Annotated in this window: 21 protein-coding genes; 14 read left to right on the top strand and 7 right to left on the bottom strand. The window is 56.4% G+C overall.

Going from position 1 to position 26,134, the window contains the following annotated elements:
- Positions 1 to 11: 11 nt before the first annotated feature.
- The 5 genes from argE to gldA all read left to right on the top strand — a co-directional run bounded on the left by argE (position 12) and on the right by gldA (position 6,856).
- Complete coding sequence (argE, locus tag ACMGGU_RS20800) at positions 12 to 1,163, top strand: acetylornithine deacetylase (protein WP_196353157.1); 1,152 nt, start codon at positions 12 to 14, stop codon at positions 1,161 to 1,163.
- Positions 1,164 to 1,438: 275 nt separating this feature from the next.
- Entirely contained in the window at positions 1,439 to 4,090 is a 2,652-nt protein-coding gene (gene ppc / locus ACMGGU_RS20805; protein WP_045909126.1) for a phosphoenolpyruvate carboxylase, read from the top strand.
- Between the two features lie 94 nt (positions 4,091 to 4,184).
- Positions 4,185 to 4,949: a helix-turn-helix transcriptional regulator gene (locus ACMGGU_RS20810; protein WP_420300875.1), complete on the top strand. Its 765-nt coding sequence runs from the start codon at positions 4,185 to 4,187 to the stop codon at positions 4,947 to 4,949.
- A gap of 128 nt (positions 4,950 to 5,077) precedes the next feature.
- Entirely contained in the window at positions 5,078 to 5,740 is a 663-nt protein-coding gene (gene fsa / locus ACMGGU_RS20815; protein ID WP_395299666.1) for a fructose-6-phosphate aldolase, read from the top strand.
- A gap of 12 nt (positions 5,741 to 5,752) precedes the next feature.
- Positions 5,753 to 6,856, top strand: a complete 1,104-nt coding sequence (gene gldA / locus ACMGGU_RS20820; protein ID WP_262811233.1) for a bifunctional L-1,2-propanediol dehydrogenase/glycerol dehydrogenase — start codon at positions 5,753 to 5,755, stop codon at positions 6,854 to 6,856.
- 92 nt (positions 6,857 to 6,948) lie between these two features.
- On the opposite strand, the gene katG is transcribed toward gldA, so the two are convergent.
- The 4 genes from katG to metB all read right to left on the bottom strand — a co-directional run bounded on the left by katG (position 6,949) and on the right by metB (position 14,051).
- Positions 6,949 to 9,129, bottom strand: a complete 2,181-nt coding sequence (gene katG, locus ACMGGU_RS20825) for a catalase/peroxidase HPI (protein WP_045909122.1) — start codon at positions 9,127 to 9,129, stop codon at positions 6,949 to 6,951.
- A gap of 209 nt (positions 9,130 to 9,338) precedes the next feature.
- Positions 9,339 to 10,229 carry a methylenetetrahydrofolate reductase gene (gene metF / locus ACMGGU_RS20830; RefSeq protein ID WP_024909186.1) on the bottom strand — a complete coding sequence of 297 codons (891 nt, stop codon included), beginning with the start codon at positions 10,227 to 10,229 and terminating at the stop codon, positions 9,339 to 9,341.
- Positions 10,230 to 10,455: 226 nt separating this feature from the next.
- Positions 10,456 to 12,888: a bifunctional aspartate kinase/homoserine dehydrogenase II gene (locus tag ACMGGU_RS20835; RefSeq protein ID WP_008501797.1), complete on the bottom strand. Its 2,433-nt coding sequence runs from the start codon at positions 12,886 to 12,888 to the stop codon at positions 10,456 to 10,458.
- Between the two features lie 2 nt (positions 12,889 to 12,890).
- The gene (metB, locus tag ACMGGU_RS20840; RefSeq protein ID WP_420300876.1) at positions 12,891 to 14,051 is read right to left on the bottom strand and encodes a cystathionine gamma-synthase; all 1,161 of its coding nucleotides are present in this window, start codon (positions 14,049 to 14,051) and stop codon (positions 12,891 to 12,893) included.
- Positions 14,052 to 14,327: 276 nt separating this feature from the next.
- On the opposite strand from metB, the gene metJ reads away from it, so the two are divergent.
- Entirely contained in the window at positions 14,328 to 14,645 is a 318-nt protein-coding gene (gene metJ / locus ACMGGU_RS20845) for a met regulon transcriptional regulator MetJ (RefSeq protein ID WP_003862042.1), read from the top strand.
- Between the two features lie 41 nt (positions 14,646 to 14,686).
- Here metJ and ACMGGU_RS20850 read toward each other — a convergent pair whose 3' ends face one another.
- A complete protein-coding gene (locus ACMGGU_RS20850; RefSeq protein ID WP_420300877.1) occupies positions 14,687 to 15,367 on the bottom strand; it encodes an oligogalacturonate-specific porin KdgM family protein in 681 nt (226 codons plus the stop codon).
- A 312-nt stretch (positions 15,368 to 15,679) separates the two neighbouring features.
- The gene (rpmE, locus tag ACMGGU_RS20855; protein WP_003862040.1) at positions 15,680 to 15,892 is read right to left on the bottom strand and encodes a 50S ribosomal protein L31; all 213 of its coding nucleotides are present in this window, start codon (positions 15,890 to 15,892) and stop codon (positions 15,680 to 15,682) included.
- 200 nt (positions 15,893 to 16,092) lie between these two features.
- Here rpmE and priA point away from each other — a divergent pair, with 200 nt between their 5' ends.
- From priA to rraA, 7 genes are all read left to right on the top strand, one after another.
- The gene (gene priA, locus ACMGGU_RS20860; RefSeq protein WP_045909120.1) at positions 16,093 to 18,288 is read left to right on the top strand and encodes a primosomal protein N'; all 2,196 of its coding nucleotides are present in this window, start codon (positions 16,093 to 16,095) and stop codon (positions 18,286 to 18,288) included.
- A gap of 119 nt (positions 18,289 to 18,407) precedes the next feature.
- Positions 18,408 to 19,433, top strand: coding sequence for a DNA-binding transcriptional regulator CytR (cytR, locus tag ACMGGU_RS20865; protein WP_021242811.1), 1,026 nt, complete (start codon positions 18,408 to 18,410; stop codon positions 19,431 to 19,433).
- Positions 19,434 to 19,526: 93 nt separating this feature from the next.
- Positions 19,527 to 20,516, top strand: coding sequence for a cell division protein FtsN (ftsN, locus tag ACMGGU_RS20870; RefSeq protein WP_032635441.1), 990 nt, complete (start codon positions 19,527 to 19,529; stop codon positions 20,514 to 20,516).
- Between the two features lie 94 nt (positions 20,517 to 20,610).
- The gene (gene hslV / locus ACMGGU_RS20875; RefSeq protein WP_008501802.1) at positions 20,611 to 21,141 is read left to right on the top strand and encodes an ATP-dependent protease subunit HslV; all 531 of its coding nucleotides are present in this window, start codon (positions 20,611 to 20,613) and stop codon (positions 21,139 to 21,141) included.
- Between the two features lie 9 nt (positions 21,142 to 21,150).
- Positions 21,151 to 22,485, top strand: a complete 1,335-nt coding sequence (gene hslU / locus ACMGGU_RS20880) for an HslU--HslV peptidase ATPase subunit (protein ID WP_023309685.1) — start codon at positions 21,151 to 21,153, stop codon at positions 22,483 to 22,485.
- Between the two features lie 68 nt (positions 22,486 to 22,553).
- Positions 22,554 to 23,474: a 1,4-dihydroxy-2-naphthoate polyprenyltransferase gene (gene menA / locus ACMGGU_RS20885; protein WP_262805874.1), complete on the top strand. Its 921-nt coding sequence runs from the start codon at positions 22,554 to 22,556 to the stop codon at positions 23,472 to 23,474.
- A gap of 92 nt (positions 23,475 to 23,566) precedes the next feature.
- A complete protein-coding gene (gene rraA / locus ACMGGU_RS20890) occupies positions 23,567 to 24,052 on the top strand; it encodes a ribonuclease E activity regulator RraA (protein ID WP_023309687.1) in 486 nt (161 codons plus the stop codon).
- Positions 24,053 to 24,618: 566 nt separating this feature from the next.
- Here rraA and zapB read toward each other — a convergent pair.
- Entirely contained in the window at positions 24,619 to 24,858 is a 240-nt protein-coding gene (zapB, locus tag ACMGGU_RS20895) for a septal ring assembly protein ZapB (protein ID WP_010436935.1), read from the bottom strand.
- Between the two features lie 410 nt (positions 24,859 to 25,268).
- On the opposite strand from zapB, the gene ACMGGU_RS20900 reads away from it, so the two are divergent.
- Positions 25,269 to 26,114 carry an MIP/aquaporin family protein gene (locus ACMGGU_RS20900; RefSeq protein WP_014885705.1) on the top strand — a complete coding sequence of 282 codons (846 nt, stop codon included), beginning with the start codon at positions 25,269 to 25,271 and terminating at the stop codon, positions 26,112 to 26,114.
- The last annotated feature ends 20 nt before the right edge of the window (positions 26,115 to 26,134 follow it).

Consider the following 26,134-nt stretch of genomic DNA (forward strand, 5'->3'; position numbering starts at 1 on the left):
GTGTGTCAACAATGAAAATGAACTTACCGCCATTTATCGAGATCTACCGCGCCCTGATTGCCACACCGTCCATCAGCGCAACGGAAGAAGCGCTGGATCAGAGCAATGAGTCTTTAATCAATCTGCTGGCGGGTTGGTTTAGCGATCTTGGGTTTAACGTTGAGGTTCAGCCCGTCCCCGGCACTCGCCACAAATTCAACCTGCTCGCCAGTACCGGAACCGGTGCGGGCGGCCTGCTGCTGGCCGGTCATACCGACACCGTGCCGTTCGACGATGGCCGCTGGACGCGCGATCCGTTCACCCTGACCGAGCACGACAACAAGCTCTACGGTCTGGGCACCGCCGACATGAAAGGCTTCTTCGCCTTTATCCTCGACGCGCTGCGTGACGTGGACGTGACGAAGCTGAAAAAACCGCTCTACATTCTGGCGACCGCTGATGAAGAGACCAGCATGGCGGGCGCGCGCTACTTCTCTGAAAACACGTCAATTCGCCCGGATTGCGCGATCATCGGCGAGCCGACGTCTCTGCAACCGATTCGCGCGCATAAAGGTCATATCTCTACCGCCGTGCGCGTGCTCGGCCAGTCCGGCCACTCCAGCGATCCGGCGCGCGGCGTGAACGCCATTGAGCTGATGCATGATGCCATCGGCCGCATCATGGCCCTGCGTGACGATCTGAAAGCACGCTATCACTACGACGCGTTCACCGTGCCGTACCCGACGCTGAACCTCGGCAGCCTGCACGGCGGCGATGCCTCCAACCGCATCTGCGCCTGCTGCGAACTGCACATGGATATTCGACCGCTGCCGGGCATGACCCTGAGCGATCTCGACGGCCTGCTGAATGAGGCGCTGGCCCCGGTGAGCGAACGCTGGCCGGGTCGCCTGACGGTCTCCGAACTGCATCCGCCCATCCCGGGTTACGAATGCCCGCCGGACCATCAACTGGTCGACGTTGTAGAAAAGCTGCTCGGCCAGAAAACCGACGTGGTGAACTACTGCACCGAAGCGCCGTTTATTCAGACGCTTTGCCCGACGCTGGTTCTAGGCCCTGGGTCCATCAACCAGGCGCACCAGCCGGATGAATATCTGGAAACCCGCTTTATCAAACCCACCCGCGAACTGATTACCCAGGTTGTGCATCACTTCTGCTGGCATTAAAAACTGCCCCTCACCCTAACCCTCTCCCCAAAAGGGAGAGGGCAGAGTGAGGGGGAGTAAATCCCGCGATCTCCGTCACATTTCCATAAGCATCTCTTATCTGACGCAATGCGAATTAAATTTCGTAAATTGCCCACATTTATTCGTTTGCTGAACCGTTTTCGCAGCAATTGACGACGGGGGTTTTACGTGGCTTTATAAAGGGAGATGACAAAATAATGTCCAAAAGATTTTCACATGGGCATAAACAAAAATGATGGGGTGACTGGGTTTTTATGAACGAACAATATTCCGCGTTGCGTAGTAATGTCAGTATGCTCGGCAAAGTGCTTGGAGATACCATCAAAGATGCGTTGGGGGAAAACATCCTCGACCGCGTTGAAACCATCCGCAAGCTGTCTAAATCTTCCCGTTCCGGTAACGAGGCCAGTCGTCAGGAGCTGCTCACCACCTTGCAGAACCTCTCTAACGATGAGCTGCTGCCCGTTGCGCGCGCCTTCAGCCAGTTCCTGAACCTGGCCAACACCGCTGAGCAATACCACAGCATTTCGCCAAACGGCGAAGCGGCCAGCAACCCGGAAGTCATTGCCCGCACCCTTCGTAAACTGAAAGACCAGCCCGACCTCAACGAAGCCACCATCAAAAAAGCGGTGGAGTCGCTTTCGCTGGAGCTGGTACTGACCGCTCACCCAACCGAGATCACCCGTCGCACCCTGATCCACAAAATGGTGGAAGTGAACAACTGCCTGAAGCAGCTGGATAACAAAGACATTGCCGACTATGAACGCAACCAGCTGATGCGCCGTCTGCGCCAGCTGATTGCCCAGTCCTGGCACACCGATGAAATTCGTAAGCATCGCCCAAGCCCGGTCGACGAAGCCAAATGGGGCTTTGCGGTGGTGGAAAACAGCCTGTGGGAAGGGGTACCAAACTACCTGCGCGAGCTGAACGAACAGCTGGAAGCGAACCTGGGCTACCGTCTGCCGGTTGATTTCGTGCCGGTTCGCTTCACCTCCTGGATGGGCGGCGACCGCGACGGTAACCCGAACGTTACCGCGGAAATCACCCGCCACGTCCTGCTGCTGAGCCGCTGGAAAGCGACCGACCTGTTCCTGAAAGACATTCAGGTGCTGATCTCCGAGCTGTCGATGGTTGAAGCGACGCCGGAACTGCGCGCGCTGGCCGGCGAAGAAGGCGCCAGCGAGCCGTACCGCTTCCTGATGAAAAAGCTGCGTGGTCAGCTGATGGCCACTCAGGCCTGGCTGGAAGCGCGCCTGAAAGGCCAGCGCCTGCCAAAACCAGAAGGCCTGCTCAGCCAGAACGAACAGCTCTGGGAGCCGCTTTACGCCTGTTATAAATCGCTGCAGGCCTGCGGGATGGGCATCATCGCCAACGGCGAACTGCTCGACACCCTGCGTCGCGTGAAGTGTTTTGGCGTGCCGCTGGTGCGTATCGACGTGCGTCAGGAAAGTACCCGTCATACCGAAGCGCTGGGCGAGCTGACCCGCTATCTCGGCATCGGTGACTATGAAAGCTGGTCCGAAGCCGACAAGCAGGCGTTCCTGATCCGCGAGCTGAACTCCAAGCGCCCTTTGCTGCCGCGCAACTGGGAGCCAAGCAACGATACCCGTGAAGTGCTCAACACCTGTAAAGCGATCGTGGACGCACCGAAAGGATCGGTCGCCGCCTATGTGATCTCCATGGCGAAAACCCCATCCGACGTGCTGGGCGTTCACCTCCTGCTGAAAGAAGCGGGAATCGACTACGCCCTGCCGGTCGCCCCGCTGTTTGAAACTCTCGACGACCTGAACAACGCCAACGACGTGATGAGCCAGCTGCTGAACATCGACTGGTATCGCGGCTTTATTCAGGGCAAACAGATGGTAATGATCGGCTATTCCGACTCCGCGAAAGATGCGGGCGTGATGGCGGCATCCTGGGCGCAGTATCAGGCGCAGGATGCACTGATCAAAACCTGCGAAAAAGCCGGTATCGAGCTGACCCTGTTCCACGGACGCGGTGGCTCAATTGGCCGTGGTGGCGCGCCAGCACACGCGGCGCTGCTGTCACAGCCGCCGGGAAGCCTGAAAGGCGGCCTGCGCGTGACCGAGCAGGGTGAGATGATCCGCTTCAAGTACGGCCTGCCGGAAGTGACCATCAGCAGCCTGTCGCTTTATACCAGCGCGATCCTGGAAGCCAACCTGCTGCCACCGCCGGAGCCGAAAGCCTCCTGGTGCCACATCATGGACGAGCTGTCGGCTATCTCCTGCGATCTGTACCGCGGCTACGTGCGTGAAAACAAAGATTTCGTGCCTTACTTCCGTTCAGCCACGCCTGAACAGGAGCTGGGTAAACTGCCGCTGGGCTCACGTCCTGCAAAACGTCGCCCGACCGGCGGCGTAGAGTCTCTGCGTGCAATCCCGTGGATCTTTGCCTGGACGCAGAACCGTCTGATGCTGCCCGCCTGGCTGGGTGCCGGTGCCGCACTGCAAAAAGTGGTGGAAGACGGCAAACAGAGCGAGCTGGAGACCATGTGTCGCGACTGGCCGTTCTTCTCTACCCGTCTGGGAATGCTGGAGATGGTCTTCTCGAAAGCTGACCTCTGGCTGGCGGAATACTACGATCAGCGCCTGGTGAAGCCAGAGCTGTGGGCGCTGGGTAAAGAACTGCGCGAACTGCTGGAAGGCGACATCAAAGTGGTGCTGGATATCGCCAACGACTCACACCTGATGGCGGACCTGCCGTGGATTGCCGAGTCTATCCAGCTGCGTAACATCTACACCGACCCGCTGAACGTCCTGCAGGCAGAGCTGCTGCACCGTTCGCGTCTGGCGGAAGAAGAAGGGAAAGAGCCGGATCCACGCGTTGAACAGGCGCTGATGGTGACGATTGCGGGCGTTGCGGCAGGTATGCGTAACACCGGCTAATGCTTTACGCCCGGCGGCGCTACGCTTGCACGGGCCTACGATAAGTAGGCCGGGTAAGCGTTAGCGCCACCCGGCAAATTTCGGTAGTCTCCTTATGCATTCCGATATCACCCAGATTTTGACTGACCTGGTGAACCGCACGTTACCGCTGGGTCAGATTCGTTTTTCAGCGCTGGCTGAACACCATCCCCGAACCTCTCCCTGCCTCGGCATTACCCTTGGCGCTCCCTGCGAGGCGTTTTTTTCTTTTTTTGGACAAATCACGCATCCTGCGCCTCACGTCCTGAGCATACATTTCGGTAAGCAGCAGCTTACAATCGAGCTACAGCGTGACAATGTGCTCTTACAACAACTCCAGGTTGCCCGACGTGGCCCGCGAACGGGAGCTTTTCTTCTGCAAACGCTCACCGAATTACAGATGCAGCCTGAGGAACAAGACACAGCAAAGCTGGTAGTTTTAAGCCTGCTCAGCCACTGCCGGGATCTGCTTGGAAGCGAAATTCACACCGACAGCCGCAGCAGGGCGCTGTTCGAAGCCGTTCGGAGATATATCGAAGAAAATTATGCCTCTTTGTTAACTCGCGAATCCGTGGCACAGGCGTTCTACATCTCCCCAAACTACCTTTCCCATCTATTCCAGAAAGTCGGCAGCGTCGGATTCAATGAATATTTAACAAAAACGCGCCTGGAACATGCGCGTCAGCTGCTGAAAGGCTACGACCTCAAAATTAAAGATATCGCCACACGCTGCGGATTTACGGACAGCAACTACTTTTGCCGTCTCTTTCGCAAGCACACCGAACGTTCCCCTTCCGAATATCGACGCCAGTACCACAGCCAGCTGATCGCCAAAAAGTAGCATTGTGATCGCTCTCTCACTTCTCTAAGGACATTACATTTGTCCAGTATTTGGCAAAATTGACCTGTATTCGCCGCGCCTGGGTGCGCCGTATCCTTTATTCAACCTTTCTGACTTAAGGAAAAATAATGGAACTGTACCTGGATACCGCCAACGTGGCGGAAGTAGAACGCCTGGCGCGCATCTTTCCCATCGCGGGCGTCACCACCAACCCGAGCATCATTGCCGCCAGCCGTGAATCCATCTGGGACGTGCTGCCGCGCCTGCAACAAGCCATCGGGCCGGAAGGCACGCTGTTTGCTCAAACCATGAGCCGCGATGCCGAAGGCATGGTGGCGGAAGCCAAACGTCTGAGTAACGCCATTCCGGGCATTGTGGTGAAAATCCCGGTGACGGCTCAGGGGCTTATCGCAATTAAAGCGTTGAAAAAACAGGGGATAACCACACTGGGCACCGCCGTTTACAGCGCGGCGCAGGGCCTGCTCGCCGCACTCGCAGGGGCGAAATATGTCGCGCCGTATGTAAACCGCGTCGACGCGCAGGGCGGTGACGGCATTCGCATGGTTCAGGAACTGCAGTCCCTGCTGGAACTGCACGCGCCGGAAAGCAAGGTGCTGGCCGCCAGCTTCAAAACGCCGCGTCAGGCGCTGGACTGCCTGTTGGCAGGATGTGAAGCAATCACGCTTCCCTTAGACGTAGCGCAACACATGCTCGGCACACCGGCGGTAGAGTCAGCCATAGAGAAGTTCGAGCAGGACTGGAAAAACGCGTTTGGTAACCTCAACCTCTAAGGGAGAACTGTTATGGACCGTATCATTCAATCGCCGGGGAAATATATCCAGGGCGCTGACGTACTGACCCGTCTCGGCGACTATCTGAAACCGCTGGCCAACCGCTGGCTGGTCGTTGGCGATAAGTTTGTGCTGGGTTTTGCCGAAGAGACCCTGCAACAAAGTTTTAAAAAAGCTGAACTGCATGCCGAAATCGCGCCGTTTGGCGGCGAGTGTTCACAAAATGAAATCGATCGGCTGAAAAGACTGGCCGACAGCGCCGACTGCCTGGCGGTGCTGGGTATTGGGGGCGGTAAAACGCTGGATACCGCCAAAGCGCTGGCCCACTTTATGAACGTGCCGGTCGCCATTGCGCCGACTATTGCCTCCACCGACGCGCCGTGCAGCGCCCTTTCCGTTATTTACACCGACAGCGGCGAGTTCGATCGCTACCTGATGCTGCCGCACAACCCGAACATGGTCATTGTGGATACGAAAGTGGTAGCAGGTGCGCCTGCACGTCTGCTGGCCGCCGGGATTGGCGACGCGCTGGCGACCTGGTTTGAAGCACGCGCCTGCTCGCGCAGCGGTGCGACCACCATGGCCGGGGGTAAATGCACCCAGGCAGCACTGGCGCTCGCGGAGCTGTGCTACAACACGCTGGTTGAAGAGGGTGAAAAAGCGATGCTGGCGGCGGAGCAGCATGTGGTGACGCCTGCGCTGGAACGCATTATCGAAGCCAACACCTATCTCAGCGGCGTCGGCTTTGAAAGCGGCGGGCTGGCGGCGGCACACGCTATTCATAACGGTATGACGGCAGTGCCGGACGCGCATCACTTCTATCATGGGGAGAAAGTGGCGTTTGGTACCCTGACGCAGCTGGTGCTGGAAAATGCGCCGGTAGAAGAAATTGAAACCGTCGCGGCGCTTTGCCACAGCGTTGGGCTGCCAATCACGCTGGCACAGCTGAACATCAAAGAGGATATTCCGGCCAAAATGCGTCTGATTGCCGAAGCGTCCTGTGCGGAAGGAGAAACCATCCACAACATGCCCGGCGGCGTCACGCCGGATCAGGTCTATGCGGCACTGCTGGTGGCCGACCAGTATGGACAGCGATTCCTGCAGGAGTGGGAGTAATAAAAAAAGCCGGGTGGCGCTGCGCTTACCCGGCCTACATGGCACTTTAATTTCCAGGCCGGGTAAGGCGTAGTCGCCACCCGGCACAAGGGTTACTTCACGTCAAACCGATCCAAATCCATTACCTTCGCCCATGCGGCAACGAAGTCGCGAACGAACTTCTCATGCGCATCATCGCTGGCATAAACCTCTGCCAGCGCGCGCAGGACGGCGTTAGAACCGAAGACCAGATCGGCGCGGGTGGCGGTATATTTCACTTCACCGCTGGCGCGATCGCTTCCGGCAAACAGCTCATTGGATTCGTCGGTCGCCTTCCACTGGGTGTTCATATCCAGCAGATTCACGAAGAAATCAGTGCTCAGCACGCCCTCACGGTTGGTGAACACGCCGTTCTTGCTGCCATCAAAGTTGGCACCCAGCACGCGCAGGCCACCAATCAGCACCGTCAGCTCCGGCGCGGTCAGCGTCAGCTGCTGGGCTTTATCAACCAGCAGCGACTCCGTGGTGGACACATCCACCTGCGCACGGTAGTTGCGGAAGCCATCGGCAATCGGTTCGAGCAGGTTAAACATCTCGATATCCGTCTGATCCTGACGCGCATCCACGCGGCCCGGCGTGAACGGCACGGTGACGTACACGCCCGCCGCTTTTGCGGCCTGCTCAACGCCTACCACGCCCGCCAGGACGATGATATCGGCCAGAGAGGCTTTGTTGGTGGTGCGCTGGATAGCTTCGAGCGCCGGTAACGCGCGAACCGCCGCGGCGTTCACATCCCAGTCACGCTGAGGCGCCAGCGCCAGACGCGCGCCGTTGGCACCGCCACGTTTATCGCCACCGCGGAAAGTCGATGCCGACGCCCAGGCCACAGAAACCAGTTCGCTCACGGAGAGACCCGAGGCCGCAATTTCCGCTTTCAGGCTTTCAATGTCCTCTTTGGTCGGATTGAATACCGCCTGCGGCAGCGGGTCCTGCCAAATCAGATCTTCTTTCGGCACTTCCGGGCCAAGGTAACGCGATTTTGGCCCCATATCACGGTGGGTCAGTTTGAACCACGCGCGCGCGAAGGCTTCGTTGAAGGCCTGCGGGTCGTTCAGGAAACGGCGGGAAATCTTTTCGAATTCCGGGTCAAAACGCAGCGTCAGGTCGGTGACCAGCATGGTCGGCTTGCGTTTTTTCGACGGGTCGAACGGGTCGGGCATGATTTCCGGCGCATCAACGGCTTCAAACTGAATCGCCCCTGCCGGGCTGCGGGTCTGCACCCATTCGTATTTGAACAGGTTCTCGAAGAAGTAGTTGCTCCACTGCGTCGGGGTTTGTGACCAGATGACTTCCAGGCCGGAAGTAATGGCATCAGCGCCCACGCCCGTGCCGAGCGTGCTCGCCCAGCCCAGGCCCTGCGCTTCAATTGGTGAGGCTTCCGGGTCGGTACCCACGTGGGTGGCTTCACCCGCGCCGTGAGTCTTGCCGAGGGTGTGGCCGCCTGCAATCAGCGCCACGGTCTCTTCATCGTTCATGCCCATGTTGCCGAAGGTCGCGCGAATCGCTGCCGCCGCTGACAGTGGTTCACCGCTGGCGTTTGGCCCTTCCGGGTTCACGTAGATCAGACCCATTTCGGTGGCGGCCAGAGGACGCTTCGCCAGCGCTTCCGGATCGCGGTGGGTCAGCCAGGCTTTTTCATCACCCCAGTTCACGTCCAGATCCGGTTCCCAGACGTCTTCACGCCCGGCACCGAAACCAAAGGTGCGGAAGCCCGAATTCTCCAGCGCCACGTTACCCGCGAGGATAAACAGGTCAGCCCAGGAAATTTTTTGTCCGTATTTTTTCTTGATGGGCCACAGCAGACGGCGCGCTTTATCCAGGCTCACGTTATCCGGCCAGGAGTTCAGCGGCGCAAAGCGCTGTTGACCGCGTCCTGCCCCGCCGCGCCCGTCAACGGAGCGATAGGTACCCGCACCGTGCCACGCCATGCGGATAAACAGGCCCGCGTAGCTGCCCCAGTCGGCTGGCCACCACGGCTGAGAGTCGGTTAAGAGTGCTTTAAGGTCGCCTTTAAGGGCAGAGTAATCAAGTTTGCTGAATTCTTTGCGGTAGTCGAAGTCTTCACCCAGCGGGTTCGAACGATTGGAATGTTGGTTAAGAAGATCGATGCGGAGTTGTTTTGGCCACCAGTCGCGGCTGCCTGTACCTGCGCCCGCGCTGTGATCGACGCCGCCCTGATGGAACGGGCATTTGCCGACTGATGCCGCTTTATTGGTCTCGTCTGACGTGCTCATCGCTATGCTCCCTTTTACAGTGTTACCGTTACGATATACGCCCTTGTTGATAAGGTATAGTTGAGATAACCCACAGATTCGATAGTTAAATCCGTTTAATTTCCCATGGAAAATACATGAGTTTTGTACGTCAAAGGCAGCATTGCTGATATGGCAGGAAAATAAAACCCTTATAAATCAAAAAACCCTCCGAAGAGGGCTCTTTTTTGTTACACGCCTGGTCTAACGCCGAGCGTGTGGCATATGGCGTAACTCATCTCAGCACGGTTCAGCGTGTAGAAGTGGAAATCCTTCACCCCTTCACGACTTAAGATCTTCACCATGTCCATCGCGATGTTTGCGCCCACCAGCTTGCGTGTTTCCGGGTCATCGTCCAGCCCCTCGTACATTTTAGACATCCAGAGCGGAATACGCACATTGGTCATATCAGCAAATTTCTTCGCCTGTTTGAAGTTAGAGACCGGCAGAATACCCGGGATAATTTCAACGTCGATGCCCGCGGAGACGCAGCGGTCACGGAAGCGTAGATAGCTTTCGACATCAAAGAAGAACTGGGTAATGGCGCGGTTCGCGCCAGCATCCACCTTACGCTTGAGGTTAAGCAGATCCGCCTGGGCGCTTTTCGCTTCCGGATGAACTTCAGGATAAGCGGCAACGGAGATATCAAAGTCAGCCACGCCCTTCAACAGCCCGACCAGATCGGCGGCATACATGTCCGGCTTACCGCTGCCCGGCGGCAGATCGCCGCGCAGCGCAACAATATGCCGAATGCCGTTATTCCAGTAATCCTGGGCGATGGCACGCAGCTCGTCGCGGGTGGCGTCGATACAGGTGAGATGCGGCGCCGCTTCCAGACCGGTACGATCTTTGATGCCTTTAATGATGCTGTGGGTACGGTCACGCTCGCCGGAGTTCGCACCATAGGTCACGGAGACAAACTTCGGTTTCAGGCTGCTGAGACGATCGATAGAGCTCCACAGGGTTTGCTCCATTTCACTGGTGCGCGGCGGGAAAAATTCAAAAGAGACGTTAATCTGGCCGTTTACTTCGGCCAGGCTCTGGTTCAGTGCTTCCCGCTGGTTGGCGTGAAAAAAGCTCATACCCTACCCCTATCAATCGCGTGTCATTGTCTGTTGTGTTGTGAACTTCTATACGTTTAGACGTCCAGATGTAAAAATGACGGAAAAGCGGAGGGACGTCAATAGAAATAATCAACAATAACGGTGAGGTTTGCTCAGGGAAGATGAGGGAAATTCATGATGGGGGTGAGTGCAGTCTGATGCCCTCACCCTAACCCTCTCCCATAGGGAGAGGGAAATTGATTTTTTACAGCAGCTTAGCCAGACGGTTGATGTCGGATTGGATGGCCCCGGCGGTAACGTCACGCCCGGCGCCCGGGCCGCGGATCACCAGCGGGTTATCGCGGTACCAGCGGCTTTCGATGGCGAAGACGTTATCGCACGGCAGCAGCGCCGCCAGCGGATGTTCAGGACGCACCGCCTCGACACCGACTCGCGCTTTTCCGTTGGCCTCGAAACGCGCCACGTAGCGCAGCACCAGCCCCATCTCGTTTGCAGCTTCCAGACGCTGCACCATCTGCTCGTTAAGTTCTTCCCCATTTTCAAAGAAATGGTCCACAGAACCTTCTTCACAGCCGGCAGGCACCAGTGACTCGACGCGGACGGAATCCGGTTCGATGTCATAACCCGCTTCACGCGCCAGGATCACCAGCTTGCGCATCACGTCTTTACCGGAGAGGTCAACGCGCGGATCGGGTTCCGTTAAGCCCTGCTGCCACGCCTGATCCACCAGGTCGGTGAACGGTACGGTGCCGTCAAACTGCAGGAACAGCCAGGAGAGCGTACCGGAGAAGATACCGCTCAGCGCCAGAATGCTGTCGCCGCTTTCAATCAGATCGCGCACGGTGTGGTTTACCGGCAGGCCCGCACCCACGGTGGCGTTATACAGCCAGTGACGACCGGTTTTTTCAAACGCGTCGTGGATCTGGCGGTATTTGTCGGTGCTGCTTGCCCCCGCCAGCTTGTTGGCGCTGATGACGTGGAAACCGTGGCTGGCGAAATCAAGATACTGATCGGCAAGCTGTTCGCTGGCGGTAACGTCCAGCACCACCAGATCGTCATACGGGTGCGCACGCATCCACAGGAACAGCGACTCTTCATCCTGCTCGACGGCTTCATCATTAAAGAAGGCAAGCGCGCGGCTGGCATCCAGCCCTTCGTAGTTCAGCAGGCTGCGGCGGCTGTCCACTACGCCTGCGAGAATGAATTCGAACCCGGTACGCGCCGAAAGCGTGACCTGTTCGCGGGCAAACAGCTCCAGCCAGCGGGAACCGATGTTGCCTTTACCAAACAGCACCAGGCCGATGCGTTTTTCCGCGCGGAACAGGGAGGTATGCAGACCCTGAATCAGGCTTTCGGTTGGCCCTTTGCGCAGAACGGCCACCAGGCTAATGCCCTCTTCCGATTGCCAGGTAAATTCCACCGGCTGGCCTTTCAGCTGCTGCCAGAAGCGGTGGCAGTGCAGCGGGTTACGGGTGACGCCTGCGCCCACCATCGCCACCAGCGCCAGCCCCTGACGCAGGCGAAGCTCGCCCGGCAGACCGGCTTCATCCAGAATTTTCAGGGCGCTGTCCGCCACTTCTGCGGTATAGCAGAACTGCAGCAGCTGACGGTCATTGTGAACACCCACGGCCAGCGGACGCACCTGGGCGCGTTTCAGGATCGTGTCGATCTCTTTATGCGCCAGCCTGAAGTCCTGGCCCGCAGGAACCTGGAATTCAATCAGGCAGATGTCGTCGTGGCTGGTGACAATACGCGCCCCGGTACCGGACGCCAGCACGCGCTCAATGCGCGTGGAGCCTTGATCCGGGGTGTAGCTGCAGCGCAGCTGGAGGTCGATATCACTGCCGGAAACCGGCTGCAGGGTGCGCGCGTGCAGCACTGGTGCGGCCAGACGCGCCAGTTCGCTGGCTTCATCCAGGCGCAGCAGCGGCAGCAGGCAGGCATCTTTTACTTTGCGCGGGTCCGCGCTGTAAACACCGGCCACGTCGCTCCAGATGGTGACGCGGGACACGCCCGCCAGCGCACCGATTTGCGTTGCCGAGTAGTCGGAGCCGTTACGGCCCAGCAGCACGGTTTCACCCGCGTTGCTGCGGCTGATAAAGCCGGTAACCACAATGCGTTTGCCCGGATGCTGCACCAGCAGCTGTTGCAGCAGCGGGTAGGACAGGCCTTCATCCACCTGTGGCTGCGCGGCGCGTTCGGCGCGCAGGAAATCACGCGCGTCGAGCCAGGCGGCGTCCACACCCAGGTGTTGCAGAACCGCAGCCATCAGGCGCGCGGACCACACTTCACCGTGCCCCACCACTTCGGCATACACCGCATCGGTAATGCCGCTATCCAGCAGGGCAGCCAGGCGCTCAAGGTCATGCGTGAAGGCGCTGATCAGCCCGTCCGCTACGTCCGCAGGCAGCAAGCCAGCAATCAGCTCGCTCTGGTAACGACGTAAGGACTGTTGCACCTGATGCGCAGAAAGGCGATCGGTCTGGCTCAGTTTCAGCCAGCTAATCAACTGGTTGGTGGTGCTGCCCGCCGCCGAGACAACCATCATGTCACCCGGCTGTGAATATTCCGTCATGATCCCTGCGACACGCAGGTAACATTTCACATCAGCAAGACTACTACCACCAAACTTGTGCAGTTGACGACCCTTCGCCCCTGCCTGCGCTATCACACTCATGATTACCCCTTGGCTGCGATCCGGAAGCCATTTTCCAGATCGGCAATTAAATCTTCAGAATCTTCAATACCGGTTGAGATCCGCAGCAGCGTCTCAGAAATACCGGCGGCGGCACGTGCTTCGGGTGCCATTCCTGCGTGCGTCATGGTCGCGGCGTGGGAGATCAAGCTTTCAACCCCACCTAAGGATTCCGCCAGCGTAAACAATGACAGCCCGCTCAGGAAGCGACGCAGCGTTTGCTCGTCACCGTCCAGTTCAAAACTTAACATCGCGCCAAACCCTTTCTGCTGGCGCGCGGCAATCTCGTGCCCCTGATTTTCCGGCAGCGACGGGTGATACAGCTTCTTCACCAGCGGCTGGGTTTTCAGGAAGTCGACAATCGCCTGAGCATTGCGCTGCGCCACGTCCATGCGCGGCGACAGCGTGCGGATACCGCGCAACAGCAGGTAGCTGTCGAAGGCGCCTGCGGTGACGCCAATATTATTGGCCCACCATGCCAGTTCGGTGACAACATCCGGATCTTTGGCAATCACCACGCCTGCTACCACGTCAGAATGGCCGTTCAGATATTTAGTGCATGAATGCAATACCAGATCGGCACCCAGTGCGAGTGGGCTCTGAAGGGCCGGACTGAGGAACGTATTATCCACTACACTTATCGCTCCCGCATCCCTTGCGAGCTGACAAATTTTCGCAATATCGACAACGCGCAACAATGGATTGCTTGGACTTTCTACCAGAACCAGCTTCGGTTTCTCTGCCAGCGCCTGTTTCAACGCCTGTTCGTCGTTTTGATCGACAAACAATACGCGATAGCAGCCGCGTTTCGCCAGGCTATCGAACAGGCGATAGCTGCCGCCGTAGCAATCGTGCGGCGCAACCAGCAGGTCACCAGGTTTCAGGAACACGGTGGTCACCAGGTGAATGGCGGACATCCCCGTGTTGGTTAACACAGCACCTGCGCCACCTTCCAGTTCGGCCAGCGCGCGCTGGGTCACGTCACGCGTAGGGTTGCCACGACGCGAGTAATCATGCGCGCGGGGTTCATTAAATCCGGTGAAGTTGTAAGTACTGGAAAGATGAATGGGCGGGACAACGCAGCCGTACTGCTCGTCATCATTTAATCCGCTACGCACTGCGATAGTGGCCTGTTTACGCGTCATGGTGAGGGCTTCCTGGCGAATGAGGTGAAAAGTCAGGCACCAGAGTAAACACTGAAAGTATGGACGTCAATACATCTGGACATCTAAACTTCTTTGCGTATAGATTGAGCAATGCGCAAATAGCCGTTAAAATTATATGCTTTAGTGCACGCTGCAGCGGCAATATCCGTGCCACGGTATCGTCTCTACGGTAAACTAGGCAAGATTGCGGTTCAAAACGGGTGGTTACCGGTTTTGCACCTTTAAATAAATGACTGAGAGGATTAAAGGTATCTCATGGCTGAATGGAGCGGCGAATATATCAGCCCATACGCTGAGCACGGTAAGAAGAGTGAGCAAGTAAAGAAAATTACGGTTTCCATTCCTCTGAAGGTGTTGAAGATCCTCACCGATGAACGTACGCGTCGTCAGGTGAATAACCTGCGCCACGCAACCAACAGCGAACTGCTGTGCGAAGCGTTTCTGCATGCGTTTACCGGTCAACCGTTGCCGAACGATGACGATCTGCGCAAAGAGCGTAGTGACGAAATCCCGGAAGAGGCGAAAGTAATCATGCGTGAACTGGGTATTGACCCGGAGACGTGGGAATACTAACTGCGGTGTGATCCCGCTGAGGTGACTCAGCGGGATAGTTTTTAGAAGTTGTAGCCTAAACCCACGCGCAGACGCGTCTGGCGATCGTCGCTGGTGGCGGTGTTATAGCCGGAAGAGACATTGCCCACTTCGATAAATGGGATCCACGAGTCGATGTTATACGCCACGCGGAAGTTATATTCGTAATCTTCTTTTTTATTGTTATACAGGTCTTCGTTATCGGCGAATTTATAAATGCCGTTTAACTCGAACATCCAGCTATCAATATTATAACCCAGCCACACTTCCGGACGATAAACCATACGGTCATCTTTACCGTCAGCATTACGGCGAGTGTACTCCGTACGATAACGAAACGCCGTCCACCAGCTGTCATTAATATTATACTGTACGCGCAGATAAGGCTTATAGATGGCCATGTCATCACCCATTTCAACGGCGACGCCCGGCTGCCATATAAAACCTTGCCAGGTAAATTGATAGCTTGCGGTATATTCGTTGCTGTTACTTTCCATATTATTAAGCGCGTCGTTAGACTGCTTGTTATCGGAGCGCGATACCGCCTCAACCGCTACGCCAATGCCAGTGCCAAAGCGGTGTGACATGTATACACGGTCATAGTTACGCCCATCGTCGTAATACTCGTGTCGGTAATCCACATATCCCGCCTGCGCCGCGCACGATATTAACGGAAGCACAAATAAGACTTGCTTCAATTTCATAACAGTTCCCTCGAAGTAAATGCGCCCTGAAAGCCACCTTGTCGTAATGGCGAATAAGAATGTATGACGGGCGAAGTGTAATTTTACGAAACGAGAGAAACCTTTTAATTTTTGACACACTCATTAAAAGGTGGCAAAGAATTAAAGAAATGAGAGATGCAGTTCACTATCCGTTAAAGAATACATCAGACAAATATTTTAATACAATGATGCGTAATTAATTATTTTAGATAGAAATATCCAGGTGTGATTTATTCAGAAGAGATATAACAGGCACAAAAAAACCGCCCGTAGGCGGTTTTTTCTGGATGCTTATTTAGCGCCCGGGATGCTGAAACGCTTGTTGAAGCGGTCAACACGGCCACCGGTTGCAACATCACGCTGCTTACCAGTGTAGAACGGGTGGCATTTGCCGCACACGTCCAGGTTCAGATCGTGACCCACAGTAGAGCGGATCTGGATAGAGTTACCGCAAGAACAGTTTGCAGTAATCATTTCGTATTTCGGGTGAATATCTTTTTTCATGGGAGAACCTCAGTTAAGGCCGCGTCGCTCTTCCAGCCCTAACGCCAGACACCACGCGATGTTGATTGTAAGTTCTTTGGCGTAAAGTACACCAAAGGCGGCGAATCATACAGAATTTGACCAACGTATGCAAACTGATCCGCACGCCGCTTTTACTAATGTGTATACTAACGCGCCACTTTTCAAGTCAGGAAGATTCGATGCCCGTCGCTCACGTTGCCCTGCCCGTTCCGCTTCCCCGTACCTTTGACTATCTGCTGCCCGACAGCATGAACGCCAAAGCGGGCTGCCGCGTGAGCGTGCCATTTGGCAAACAGCAGCGCGTGGGGATCGTTGTCTCCGTCAGCGATAAAAGCGAACTGCCGCTTAACGAACTGAAATCGGTCGTTGAGGTGCTGGACAGCGAGCCTGTTTACTCCACCAGCACCTGGCGACTGCTGCTGTGGGCGGCAGATTATTATCATCACCCGATTGGCGACGTCCTGTTCCACGCCCTGCCAATGATGCTGCGTCAGGGCAAAAGCGCCAGCCACGCGCCGATGTGGTACTGGTTTGCCACAGAGGAAGGACAGGCCGTCGACATCAACAGCCTCAAGCGTTCGCAGAAACAGCAGCAGGCGCTGGCGGCGCTGCGTCAGGGGAAAATCTGGCGGCATCAGGTCGACGAGCTTGAGGTCAGCGAAACGGCGCTACAGGCATTAAGAAAGAAAGGGCTGAGCGACCTGGCAAGCGAAGCGCCTGCCCTTTACGACTGGCGGGAAAATTTCTCCGTTTCAGGGGATCGCCTGCGTCTGAATACCGAGCAGGCCACCGCGGTAGGCGCGATTCATAGCGCCTCCGATCATTTCTCTGCCTGGCTGCTGGCGGGCGTCACCGGTTCCGGCAAGACCGAAGTTTACCTGAGCGTGCTGGAAAACGTGCTCGCGCAAGGCAAACAGGCGCTGGTGATGGTGCCGGAAATTGGCCTGACGCCGCAAACTATCGCCCGATTCCGCGAGCGCTTTAACGCGCCGGTTGAGGTTCTGCACTCCGGCCTGAACGACAGCGAGCGCCTCAGTGCCTGGTTGAAAGCGAAAAACGGCGAAGCGGCGATTGTGATTGGCACCCGTTCGTCGCTGTTCACGCCGTTTAAAAATCTTGGCGTAATCGTGATCGACGAAGAGCACGACAGCTCCTATAAACAGCAGGAAGGCTGGCGCTATCACGCCCGCGATCTGGCCGTCTACCGCGCGCACAGCGAGCAAATTCCTATTGTTTTGGGATCCGCCACACCTGCGCTGGAAACGCTGCACAACGTGCGCCAGCGTAAATACCACATGCTGCGCCTGACGCGCCGGGCGGGGAATGCCCGTCCGGCCATTCAGCACGTGCTGGATCTGAAAGGTCAGCAGGTTCAGGCGGGGCTAGCGCCTGCGCTGATTACCCGCATGCGCCAGCATTTGCAGGCGGGGAATCAGGTCATTCTGTTCCTCAACCGTCGTGGATTTGCCCCCGCCCTGCTGTGCCACGACTGCGGCTGGATTGCCGAGTGCCCGCGCTGTGATCACTACTACACCTTCCATCAGGCCCAGCGGCATTTGCGCTGCCACCACTGCGACAGCCAGCGTCCGGTGCCGCGCCAGTGCCCGTCATGTGGTTCAACGCATATTGTGCCGGTCGGTCTGGGGACGGAACAGCTGGAACAGGCGCTTGGGCCCTTCTTCCCGGACGTGCCGATTTCGCGTATCGACCGGGACACCACCAGCCGCAAAGGCGCGCTGGAACAGCAGCTGGCGGAAGTGCATCGCGGTGGCGCGCGCATCCTGATTGGCACCCAGATGCTGGCCAAAGGCCACCACTTCCCCGACGTGACGCTGGTCGCCCTGCTGGACGTGGACGGCGCGCTGTTCTCGGCAGATTTCCGCTCCGCCGAGCGCTTCGCCCAGCTTTACACCCAGGTAGCCGGACGAGCAGGACGCGCCGGTAAACAGGGCGAAGTGGTGCTGCAAACACACCACCCGGAGCACCCGCTGCTGCAAACCCTGCTGCACAAAGGCTATGACGCCTTTGCCGAGCAGGCGCTGGCCGAACGCCAGACCATGCAGCTACCGCCGTGGACCAGCCACGTCATCATCCGCGCGGAAGATCATAACAACCAGCAGGCACCACTTTTCCTGCAGCAGCTGAGAAACCTCCTGCAGGCCAGCCCGCTGGTGGATAACCAGCTGTGGATTTTGGGCCCGGTGCCTGCCCTCGCGCCAAAACGCGGCGGCCGTTTCCGCTGGCAGATCTTGCTCCAGCACCCCTCGCGTATTCGTCTTCAGCATATCGTCAGCGGCGCGCTGGTACTGATAAACACCCTGCCCGAAGCGCGAAAAGTGAAGTGGGTCCTGGACGTCGACCCTATCGAAGGCTGAAGCTGGATCGAAAAATTTAACGCTCCTCACACTTTTTATGAAAATTCTGTAACCGATTCCATTAACTATCTGTAAAAATGGTGATGTCAGAAGTTCGGTGTTCAGGCGAGGAGAAGACGTTGAAGTCCAGGAAAGAGGTTGCGACTGCGACCATGAAAGACGTTGCCCAGAAAGCACAGGTCTCTACGGCAACAGTATCCCGCGCATTAATGAACCCGGATAAAGTATCCCAGGCGACCCGTAACCGGGTGGAGCAGGCTGCGCTTGAAGTGGGCTATTTTCCGCAGGCAATGGGGCGTAACGTCAAACGCAACGAGTCGCGCACCATCCTGGTGATTGTGCCGGACATCTGTGACCCTTTCTTTAGCGAGATTATCCGCGGTATTGAAGTCACCGCGGCGGAACAGGGGTATCTGGTGCTGATTGGCGACTGCGCCCACCAGAACCAGCAGGAAAAAACCTTCATCGACCTCATTATCACCAAGCAGATCGACGGCATGCTGCTGCTTGGCTCTCGCCTGCCGTTTGATGCCAGCATCGAAGAGCAGCGTAATTTACCGCCGATGGTCATGGCCAACGAGTTTGCGCCAGAGCTGGAGCTGCCGACGGTCCATATCGATAACCTTACCGCCGCGTTCAACGCCGTAAACTATCTCCAGGAGCTGGGGCATAAGCGTATTGGCTGCATCGCCGGGCCGGAGGAGATGCCGCTGTGTCACTACCGTTTGCAGGGCTACGTTCAGGCGCTGCGCCGGACCGGCGTCACCGTCGATCCGCACTACATTGCGCGCGGTGATTTTACCTTCGCTGCGGGTGGACAGGCGCTGGAGAAACTTCTGGACCTGCCTGAGCCGCCAACCGCCGTATTTTGTCACAGCGACGTGATGGCGCTGGGCGCATTATCGTATGCCAAACGCCGCGGTCTTCGCATACCGAAAGATTTATCCATCATCGGATTCGATAATATTTCGCTTTCGGAATTTTGCGATCCGCCGCTCTCAACGGTCGCTCAGCCGCGCTACCAGATCGGCCGCGAAGCGATGCTGCTTCTGCTGGATCAGCTTCACGGTCAAACAGTTAGCAGCGGCTCACGGTTGCTGGACTGCGAACTGATCGTCCGCGGCACGACCCAGGCATTGACTTAAAGTAAACGTCTTTCGGATACCCTTATCTGGTCAAAGCCCCGCCGCTTAAGTAACATGGCGGACTGACGAACGAATAAATACAGCGAAACGATAGTGGCACAACGAGATTATGTACGTCGCGGCCAGCCGGCACCTTCGCGACGCAAAAAGAGTAGCTCAAGAAAAAAGCAACGTAACCTGCCTGCTGTCTCGCCAGCAATGGTCGCTATTGCTGCGGCTGTAGTCGTCGCCTTTATTGGTGGCCTGTACTTTATCACGCACCATAAAAAAGAAGAGTCCGAGGCGCTTCAGGCCAGTAAAGTCGCCGGAAATGGCCTCCCTCCGAAGCCTGAAGAGCGCTGGCGCTATATCAAAGAGCTGGAGAGCCGTCAGCCTGGGGTGCGTGCGCCAACGGAACCTTCTGCGGGTGGTGAAGTGCAGAATGCGAATCAGCTGACGGATGAACAGCGTCAGCTGCTGGCACAAATGCAGGCCGATATGCGCCAGCAGCCTACGCAGCTGAACGAAGTGCCGTGGAATGAGCAGACGCCGGAACAGCGTCAGCAAACGCTGCAGCGTCGCCAGGCACAACAGCAGATTCAGCAGCAACAGCAGTGGGCGCAAACTCAGCCGGTACAGCAGCCTAAGGCACAGCCGCGGGTCACGGAACAGCCGTATCAGCAGCCGACGCGTACGGTGCAGTCTCAACCTGTCCAGCAGCAGCCTAAAACGCAGCCGCAGAAGCAGGCGGCTCAGCCGTATCAGGATCTGCTCCAGACGCCAGCGCATACCACCGCCCAGCAGCCGAAAACGCAGCAGGCCGCGCCGGTAACGAAAGAGACCGAAGCGCCGAAGCAGACGGCGGAGAAAAAAGACGAACGTCGCTGGATGGTACAGTGCGGTTCGTTCAAAGGTGCGGAGCAGGCGGAAACGGTGCGCGCGCAGCTGGCCTTTGAAGGGTTTGATTCGCGTATTACCACCAATAACGGCTGGAATCGCGTGGTGATTGGTCCGGTCAAAGGCAAAGAAAATGCCGATGGCACCCTTTCTCGTTTGAAAATCGCCGGTCACACAAACTGCATTCGACTCGCCTCCGGGGGTTGAAACCCCCAAATTCCCCCCCATCTATCATTTAATTCAGCCCTGAGCACAGGCTCAGGGCTTCTGTTTCCCGATTCTGTAACCAGGGGGTCTGCTCGTGACAACAATAGTAAGTGTACGCCGTAACGGCCATGTGGTAATCGCCGGTGATGGCCAGGCCACGCTGGGTAATACCGTCATGAAAGGCAATGTGAAGAAAGTGCGTCGTCTCTACAACGACAAAGTGATCGCCGGCTTTGCAGGCGGCACGGCGGATGCCTTCACGCTGTTTGAACTGTTTGAACGTAAACTGGAAATGCACCAGGGTCATCTGGTGAAAGCCGCCGTTGAGCTGGCGAAAGACTGGCGTACCGACCGCATGCTGCGCAAGCTCGAAGCGCTGCTGGCGGTCGCCGATGAGACCGCATCGCTTATCATCACCGGTAACGGTGACGTGATTCAGCCGGAAAATGACCTGATTGCCATCGGCTCTGGCGGCCCTTATGCCCAGGCTGCTGCCCGCGCGCTGTTGGAAAATACCGACATGAACGCGCGTGATATCGCGGTGAAGGCGTTGGATATTGCAGGTGATATCTGCATCTATACCAACCACAACCACACCATCGAAGAATTGACCTCCAAAGCGTAAGGATCTCCCATGTCTGAAATGACCCCACGCGAAATTGTCAGCGAACTGAACAAACACATTATCGGCCAGGATAACGCCAAGCGCTCCGTGGCTATCGCCCTGCGTAACCGCTGGCGTCGTATGCAGCTTGACGAAGAGCTGCGCCACGAAGTTACGCCGAAAAACATTCTGATGATCGGCCCGACCGGCGTCGGTAAAACCGAAATCGCCCGTCGTCTGGCGAAGCTGGCTAACGCGCCGTTCATCAAAGTCGAAGCCACCAAGTTCACCGAAGTGGGCTATGTGGGTAAAGAAGTGGACTCCATCATCCGCGATCTGACCGACTCGGCGATCAAAATGGTGCGCGTCCAGGCGATTGAGAAAAACCGCTATCGCGCGGAAGAGATGGCCGAAGAGCGCATTCTCGACGTGCTGATCCCGCCGGCAAAAAACAATTGGGGTCAGGCTGAACAGCAGGCGGAACCGTCTGCTGCACGTCAGGCGTTCCGCAAAAAACTGCGTGAAGGCCAGCTGGATGACAAAGAGATTGAGATCGATCTCGCTGCCGCGCCAATGGGTGTGGAAATCATGGCGCCTCCGGGCATGGAAGAGATGACCAGCCAGCTGCAGTCCATGTTCCAGAACCTGGGCGGTCAGAAGCAAAAAGCGCGTAAGCTGAAAATCAAAGACGCGATGAAGCTGCTGATTGAAGAAGAAGCGGCGAAGCTGGTGAACCCGGAAGAGCTGAAGCAGGACGCTATCGACGCGGTTGAGCAGCACGGTATCGTGTTTATCGACGAAATCGACAAAATTTGTAAGCGCGGCGGCAACAGCTCCGGCCCGGACGTGTCCCGCGAAGGCGTTCAGCGCGACCTGCTGCCGCTGGTTGAAGGCTGTACCGTCTCCACCAAGCACGGCATGGTGAAAACGGACCACATCCTGTTTATCGCATCAGGTGCCTTCCAGGTTGCCAGCCCGTCGGATCTGATCCCGGAACTGCAGGGCCGTCTGCCTATCCGCGTTGAGCTGCAGGCGCTGACCACCGAAGATTTCGAACGTATCCTGACCGAGCCAAACGCCTCTGCCACCGTACAGTACAAAGCGCTGATGGCGACCGAAGGCGTGAACCTCGAGTTCACCGAAGACGGTATCAAACGTATTGCCCAGGCTGCATGGCAGGTGAACGAAACCACCGAAAACATCGGTGCGCGTCGTCTGCATACCGTGCTGGAACGCCTGGTGGAAGATATCTCTTACGACGCGAGCGACCTGAACGGTCAAACCGTTACCATTGACGCAGAATATGTGAGTAAACATCTGGATGCGTTAGTGGCAGATGAAGATCTGAGCCGTTTTATCCTATAATCGCGGTTACTGGATTCTCATCACGTTTAATGGGGGCTAATGCCCCCATTTTTATTGGCTAAATACTTATGACTGACATCAGCCGTACGCAGGCGTGGCTCGAAAGTCTGCGCCCTAAAACACTTCCTCTGGCCTTCGCCGCGATTATCGTTGGTACGGCGCTTGCCTGGTGGCAGGGTTATTTCGATCCGCTGGTCGCCGCGCTGGCATTGATTACCGCCGGCCTGCTGCAAATTCTCTCCAACCTCGCCAACGACTACGGCGACGCGGTGAAAGGCAGCGACAAACCTGACCGTATCGGGCCGCTGCGTGGAATGCAAAAAGGGGTGATTACCCAGGCGCAGATGAAGCGCGCGTTGATTATCACCGTGGTGCTGATCTGTTTATCGGGTCTGGCGCTGGTGACGGTGGCGTCTAAGACTCCCAGCGATTTCATTGGTTTTCTGGTGCTGGGCTTATTGGCCATTATCGCGGCCATCACCTATACCGTCGGCACGCGACCTTACGGTTATATTGGGCTCGGTGATATCTCGGTACTGGTGTTCTTCGGCTGGCTGAGCGTCATGGGAAGCTGGTACTTACAGGCGCATACGGTGATTCCTGCCCTGTTCCTGCCTGCGACCGCCTGCGGCCTGCTGGCGACAGCGGTGCTCAACATCAACAACCTGCGCGACATCGACAGCGATCGCGAGAACGGTAAAAACACCCTGGCGGTCCGTCTGGGGCCAGTGAATGCGCGTCGCTACCATGCCTGCCTGCTGATGGGGGCCCTGGTCTGCCTGGCGTTGTTTAACCTGATTTCCCTGCACAGTCTTTGGGGCTGGCTGTTTGTGCTTGCCGCGCCGCTGCTGATTAAGCAGGCCCGTTTTGTGATGCGTGAACTTAGCCCGGCCGCCATGCCGCCGATGCTGGAGCGCACGGTAAAAGGCGCGCTGCTGACTAACCTGTTGTTCGTCATCGGGATTGTCTTAAGCCAGACGCTCAGTTAGCTGACAAATATCAATTAACAATTGATGATTTTGCCAACAACGCATTTCGCACGATATACTGAACACATTCGCAGCAACTGAGCGTTAAACCTATGAAATACGATACCTCCGAGCTTTGTGACATCTACCAGGAAGATGTCAACGTCGTTGAACCGCTGTTCTCCAACTTTGGTGGGCGGTCGTCGTTTGGCGGACAGATCGTCACGGTGAAATGTTTCGAGGATAACGGGTTGTTGTACGATCTGCTCGAACAGAACGGCCGCGGCCGCGTACTGGTGGTCGATGGCGGCGGTTCCGTGCGGCGCGCATTGATTGATGCTGAGCTGGCCGGTATTGCCGTGCAAAACGAGTGGGAAGGCCTTGTGGTGTACGGTTCCGTGCGTCAGGTGGATGATCTGGAAGACCTGGATATCGGGATTCAGGCCATCGCGGCCATACCGGTAGGGGCAGCGGGTGACGGTATCGGCGAAAGCGACGTGCGCGTTAACTTCGGCGGCGTGACCTTCTTCTCCGGCGACCATCTTTATGCCGATAATACCGGCATTATCCTTTCCGAAGATCCGCTGGATATTGAGTAATAAAACCGTAAGCGTGGACCATAAAAAAACCGCCAACAGCAATGTGGCGGTTTTTTTGTCCCTCGGGATTCGCGGTCCGTTGGGAAGTTTTGCAACCTTTAACCAGGATGTTTATCTTACCCTGGTTCAAATCTCAGGTAACCCCATCGACCCTTTATAAATTCCTAATTAACTATTAAAACCTTAACTACGCTGCTGCTGCTCATTATGATGCATCGTCCCTTTCCGCCATCTCGCACATGGGCATCGGTCCAGGGAAAGGTGTATTCACAACCGTTAAGCAACCTTTAACCAGGCTTGTGTCCACCGACTTATCACCGGTGGTGAACGGTGGAGCGGTTAGCTGCAGGGACCGCATAATGAAACGCTATTTATGTATCGCGTTCATTGTCGCCAGCGTACTCGTTGTAAAGAGTGATGAACCGAATATGTTCGTTGCTTTTGCTATGACAGCGCAGGACAAGTAGCGTTAAGGCCGCCTCTGGCGGCCTTTTTTATAACTGGCATAAAAAAAGCCAGGTAGCGGCATCGCCTTACCCGGCCTGTTCAGTTCATCCCAATGGGAATCAGACTTCTTCCATACGTCCCAGCAGCGCCTGCAGGCGATCCTGCCAGCCGTTCTGCTGTTCGCGCAGCTGGTTGTTTTCGCGCTCCAGTTCTTCGCGGCCGTGCTGCGCGTTCTGTACTTCCTGCGCCAGGCTGTTGTTCTTCTCTTTCAGCTCTTCAATTTCCATCTGCAGCAGGGTGATGGTGTCAATCGCCTGCTGTACTTTCGATTCCAGTTTCTCAAACACTTCTAAAGACATGATGCTACCTCTCCTGAATTGCAAGGCGACGCTTTAACATAAACGCGCACGACATATACCGTCGATTGTATGGAGCGCGGCGCTCTGTGTCCAGCGACACACCGCGCAGATCGCGGTTTGCAACACTTTTAGGTCTGGTCCTGGTGCGTTCGCGTCATATCCCCCTAAATTGTTAACTCATTCGTTAATGAAATGATTCAGCTCTCATTCCTGTACCGATCCTGTACTGCTGTAAAAATGTGCTTTATGGCGCGAAAACGCTCATTTTATTGACACAGACCACACATTTTGATTTCGATATTTCTCGTTTTTGCTCGTTAACGATAAATTAACACTATGTCTACAGGGCATCGTGGCTGTCACGGGCGGCCATGCTAACAATAAACATCAATTTCTTCAGGATTCCGATTATGAGTCAGACATCAACCTTAAAAGGCCAGTGCATTGCCGAGTTCCTTGGTACCGGGTTGTTGATATTCTTCGGAGTGGGCTGTGTCGCTGCACTGAAAGTGGCGGGTGCCAGTTTTGGTCAGTGGGAAATCAGTATCATCTGGGGTCTGGGCGTGGCGATGGCCATCTACCTGACTGCAGGAGTTTCTGGTGCACATCTTAACCCGGCGGTGACTATCGCACTGTGGCTGTTCGCGTGCTTCGACGGACGCAAAGTTGTTCCTTTCATTCTTTCTCAGTTTGCCGGCGCGTTTTGCGCAGCGGCGTTAGTTTACGGGCTTTATTACAATCTTTTCATCGACTTCGAACAGACGCATCATATGGTGCGCGGCAGCGTCGAAAGTCTGGATCTGGCAGGCATCTTCTCAACCTATCCAAACCCGCATATCAATTTTGTGCAGGCGTTCGCAGTTGAAATGGTGATTACCGCTATTCTGATGGGCGTTATCCTGGCGCTGACCGACGACGGAAACGGCATTCCGCGCGGCCCGCTGGCCCCTCTGCTGATTGGCCTGCTGATTGCGGTGATTGGCGCTTCCATGGGCCCGCTGACCGGCTTCGCGATGAACCCGGCACGTGATATCGGACCTAAAGCGTTCGCCTTTATCGCAGGCTGGGGCGACGTCGCCTTCACCGGCGGCAAAGACATTCCTTACTTCCTGGTACCGCTGTTTGCGCCAGTTGTCGGGGCTGCGCTGGGTGCGTTCAGCTACCGCAAATTAATTGGTCGCCATTTACCGTGCGACACCTGTGTGGAAGAGGAGAAGGAAACGACTTCTACCGCACAACAAAAAGCTTCGCTGTAATCTGACTACGGGACACATAC

It is taken from the genome of Enterobacter sp. BNK-8, from assembly GCF_048685095.1.
In the GTDB taxonomy this organism is placed as follows: Bacteria; Pseudomonadota; Gammaproteobacteria; order Enterobacterales; family Enterobacteriaceae; genus Enterobacter; species Enterobacter quasiroggenkampii.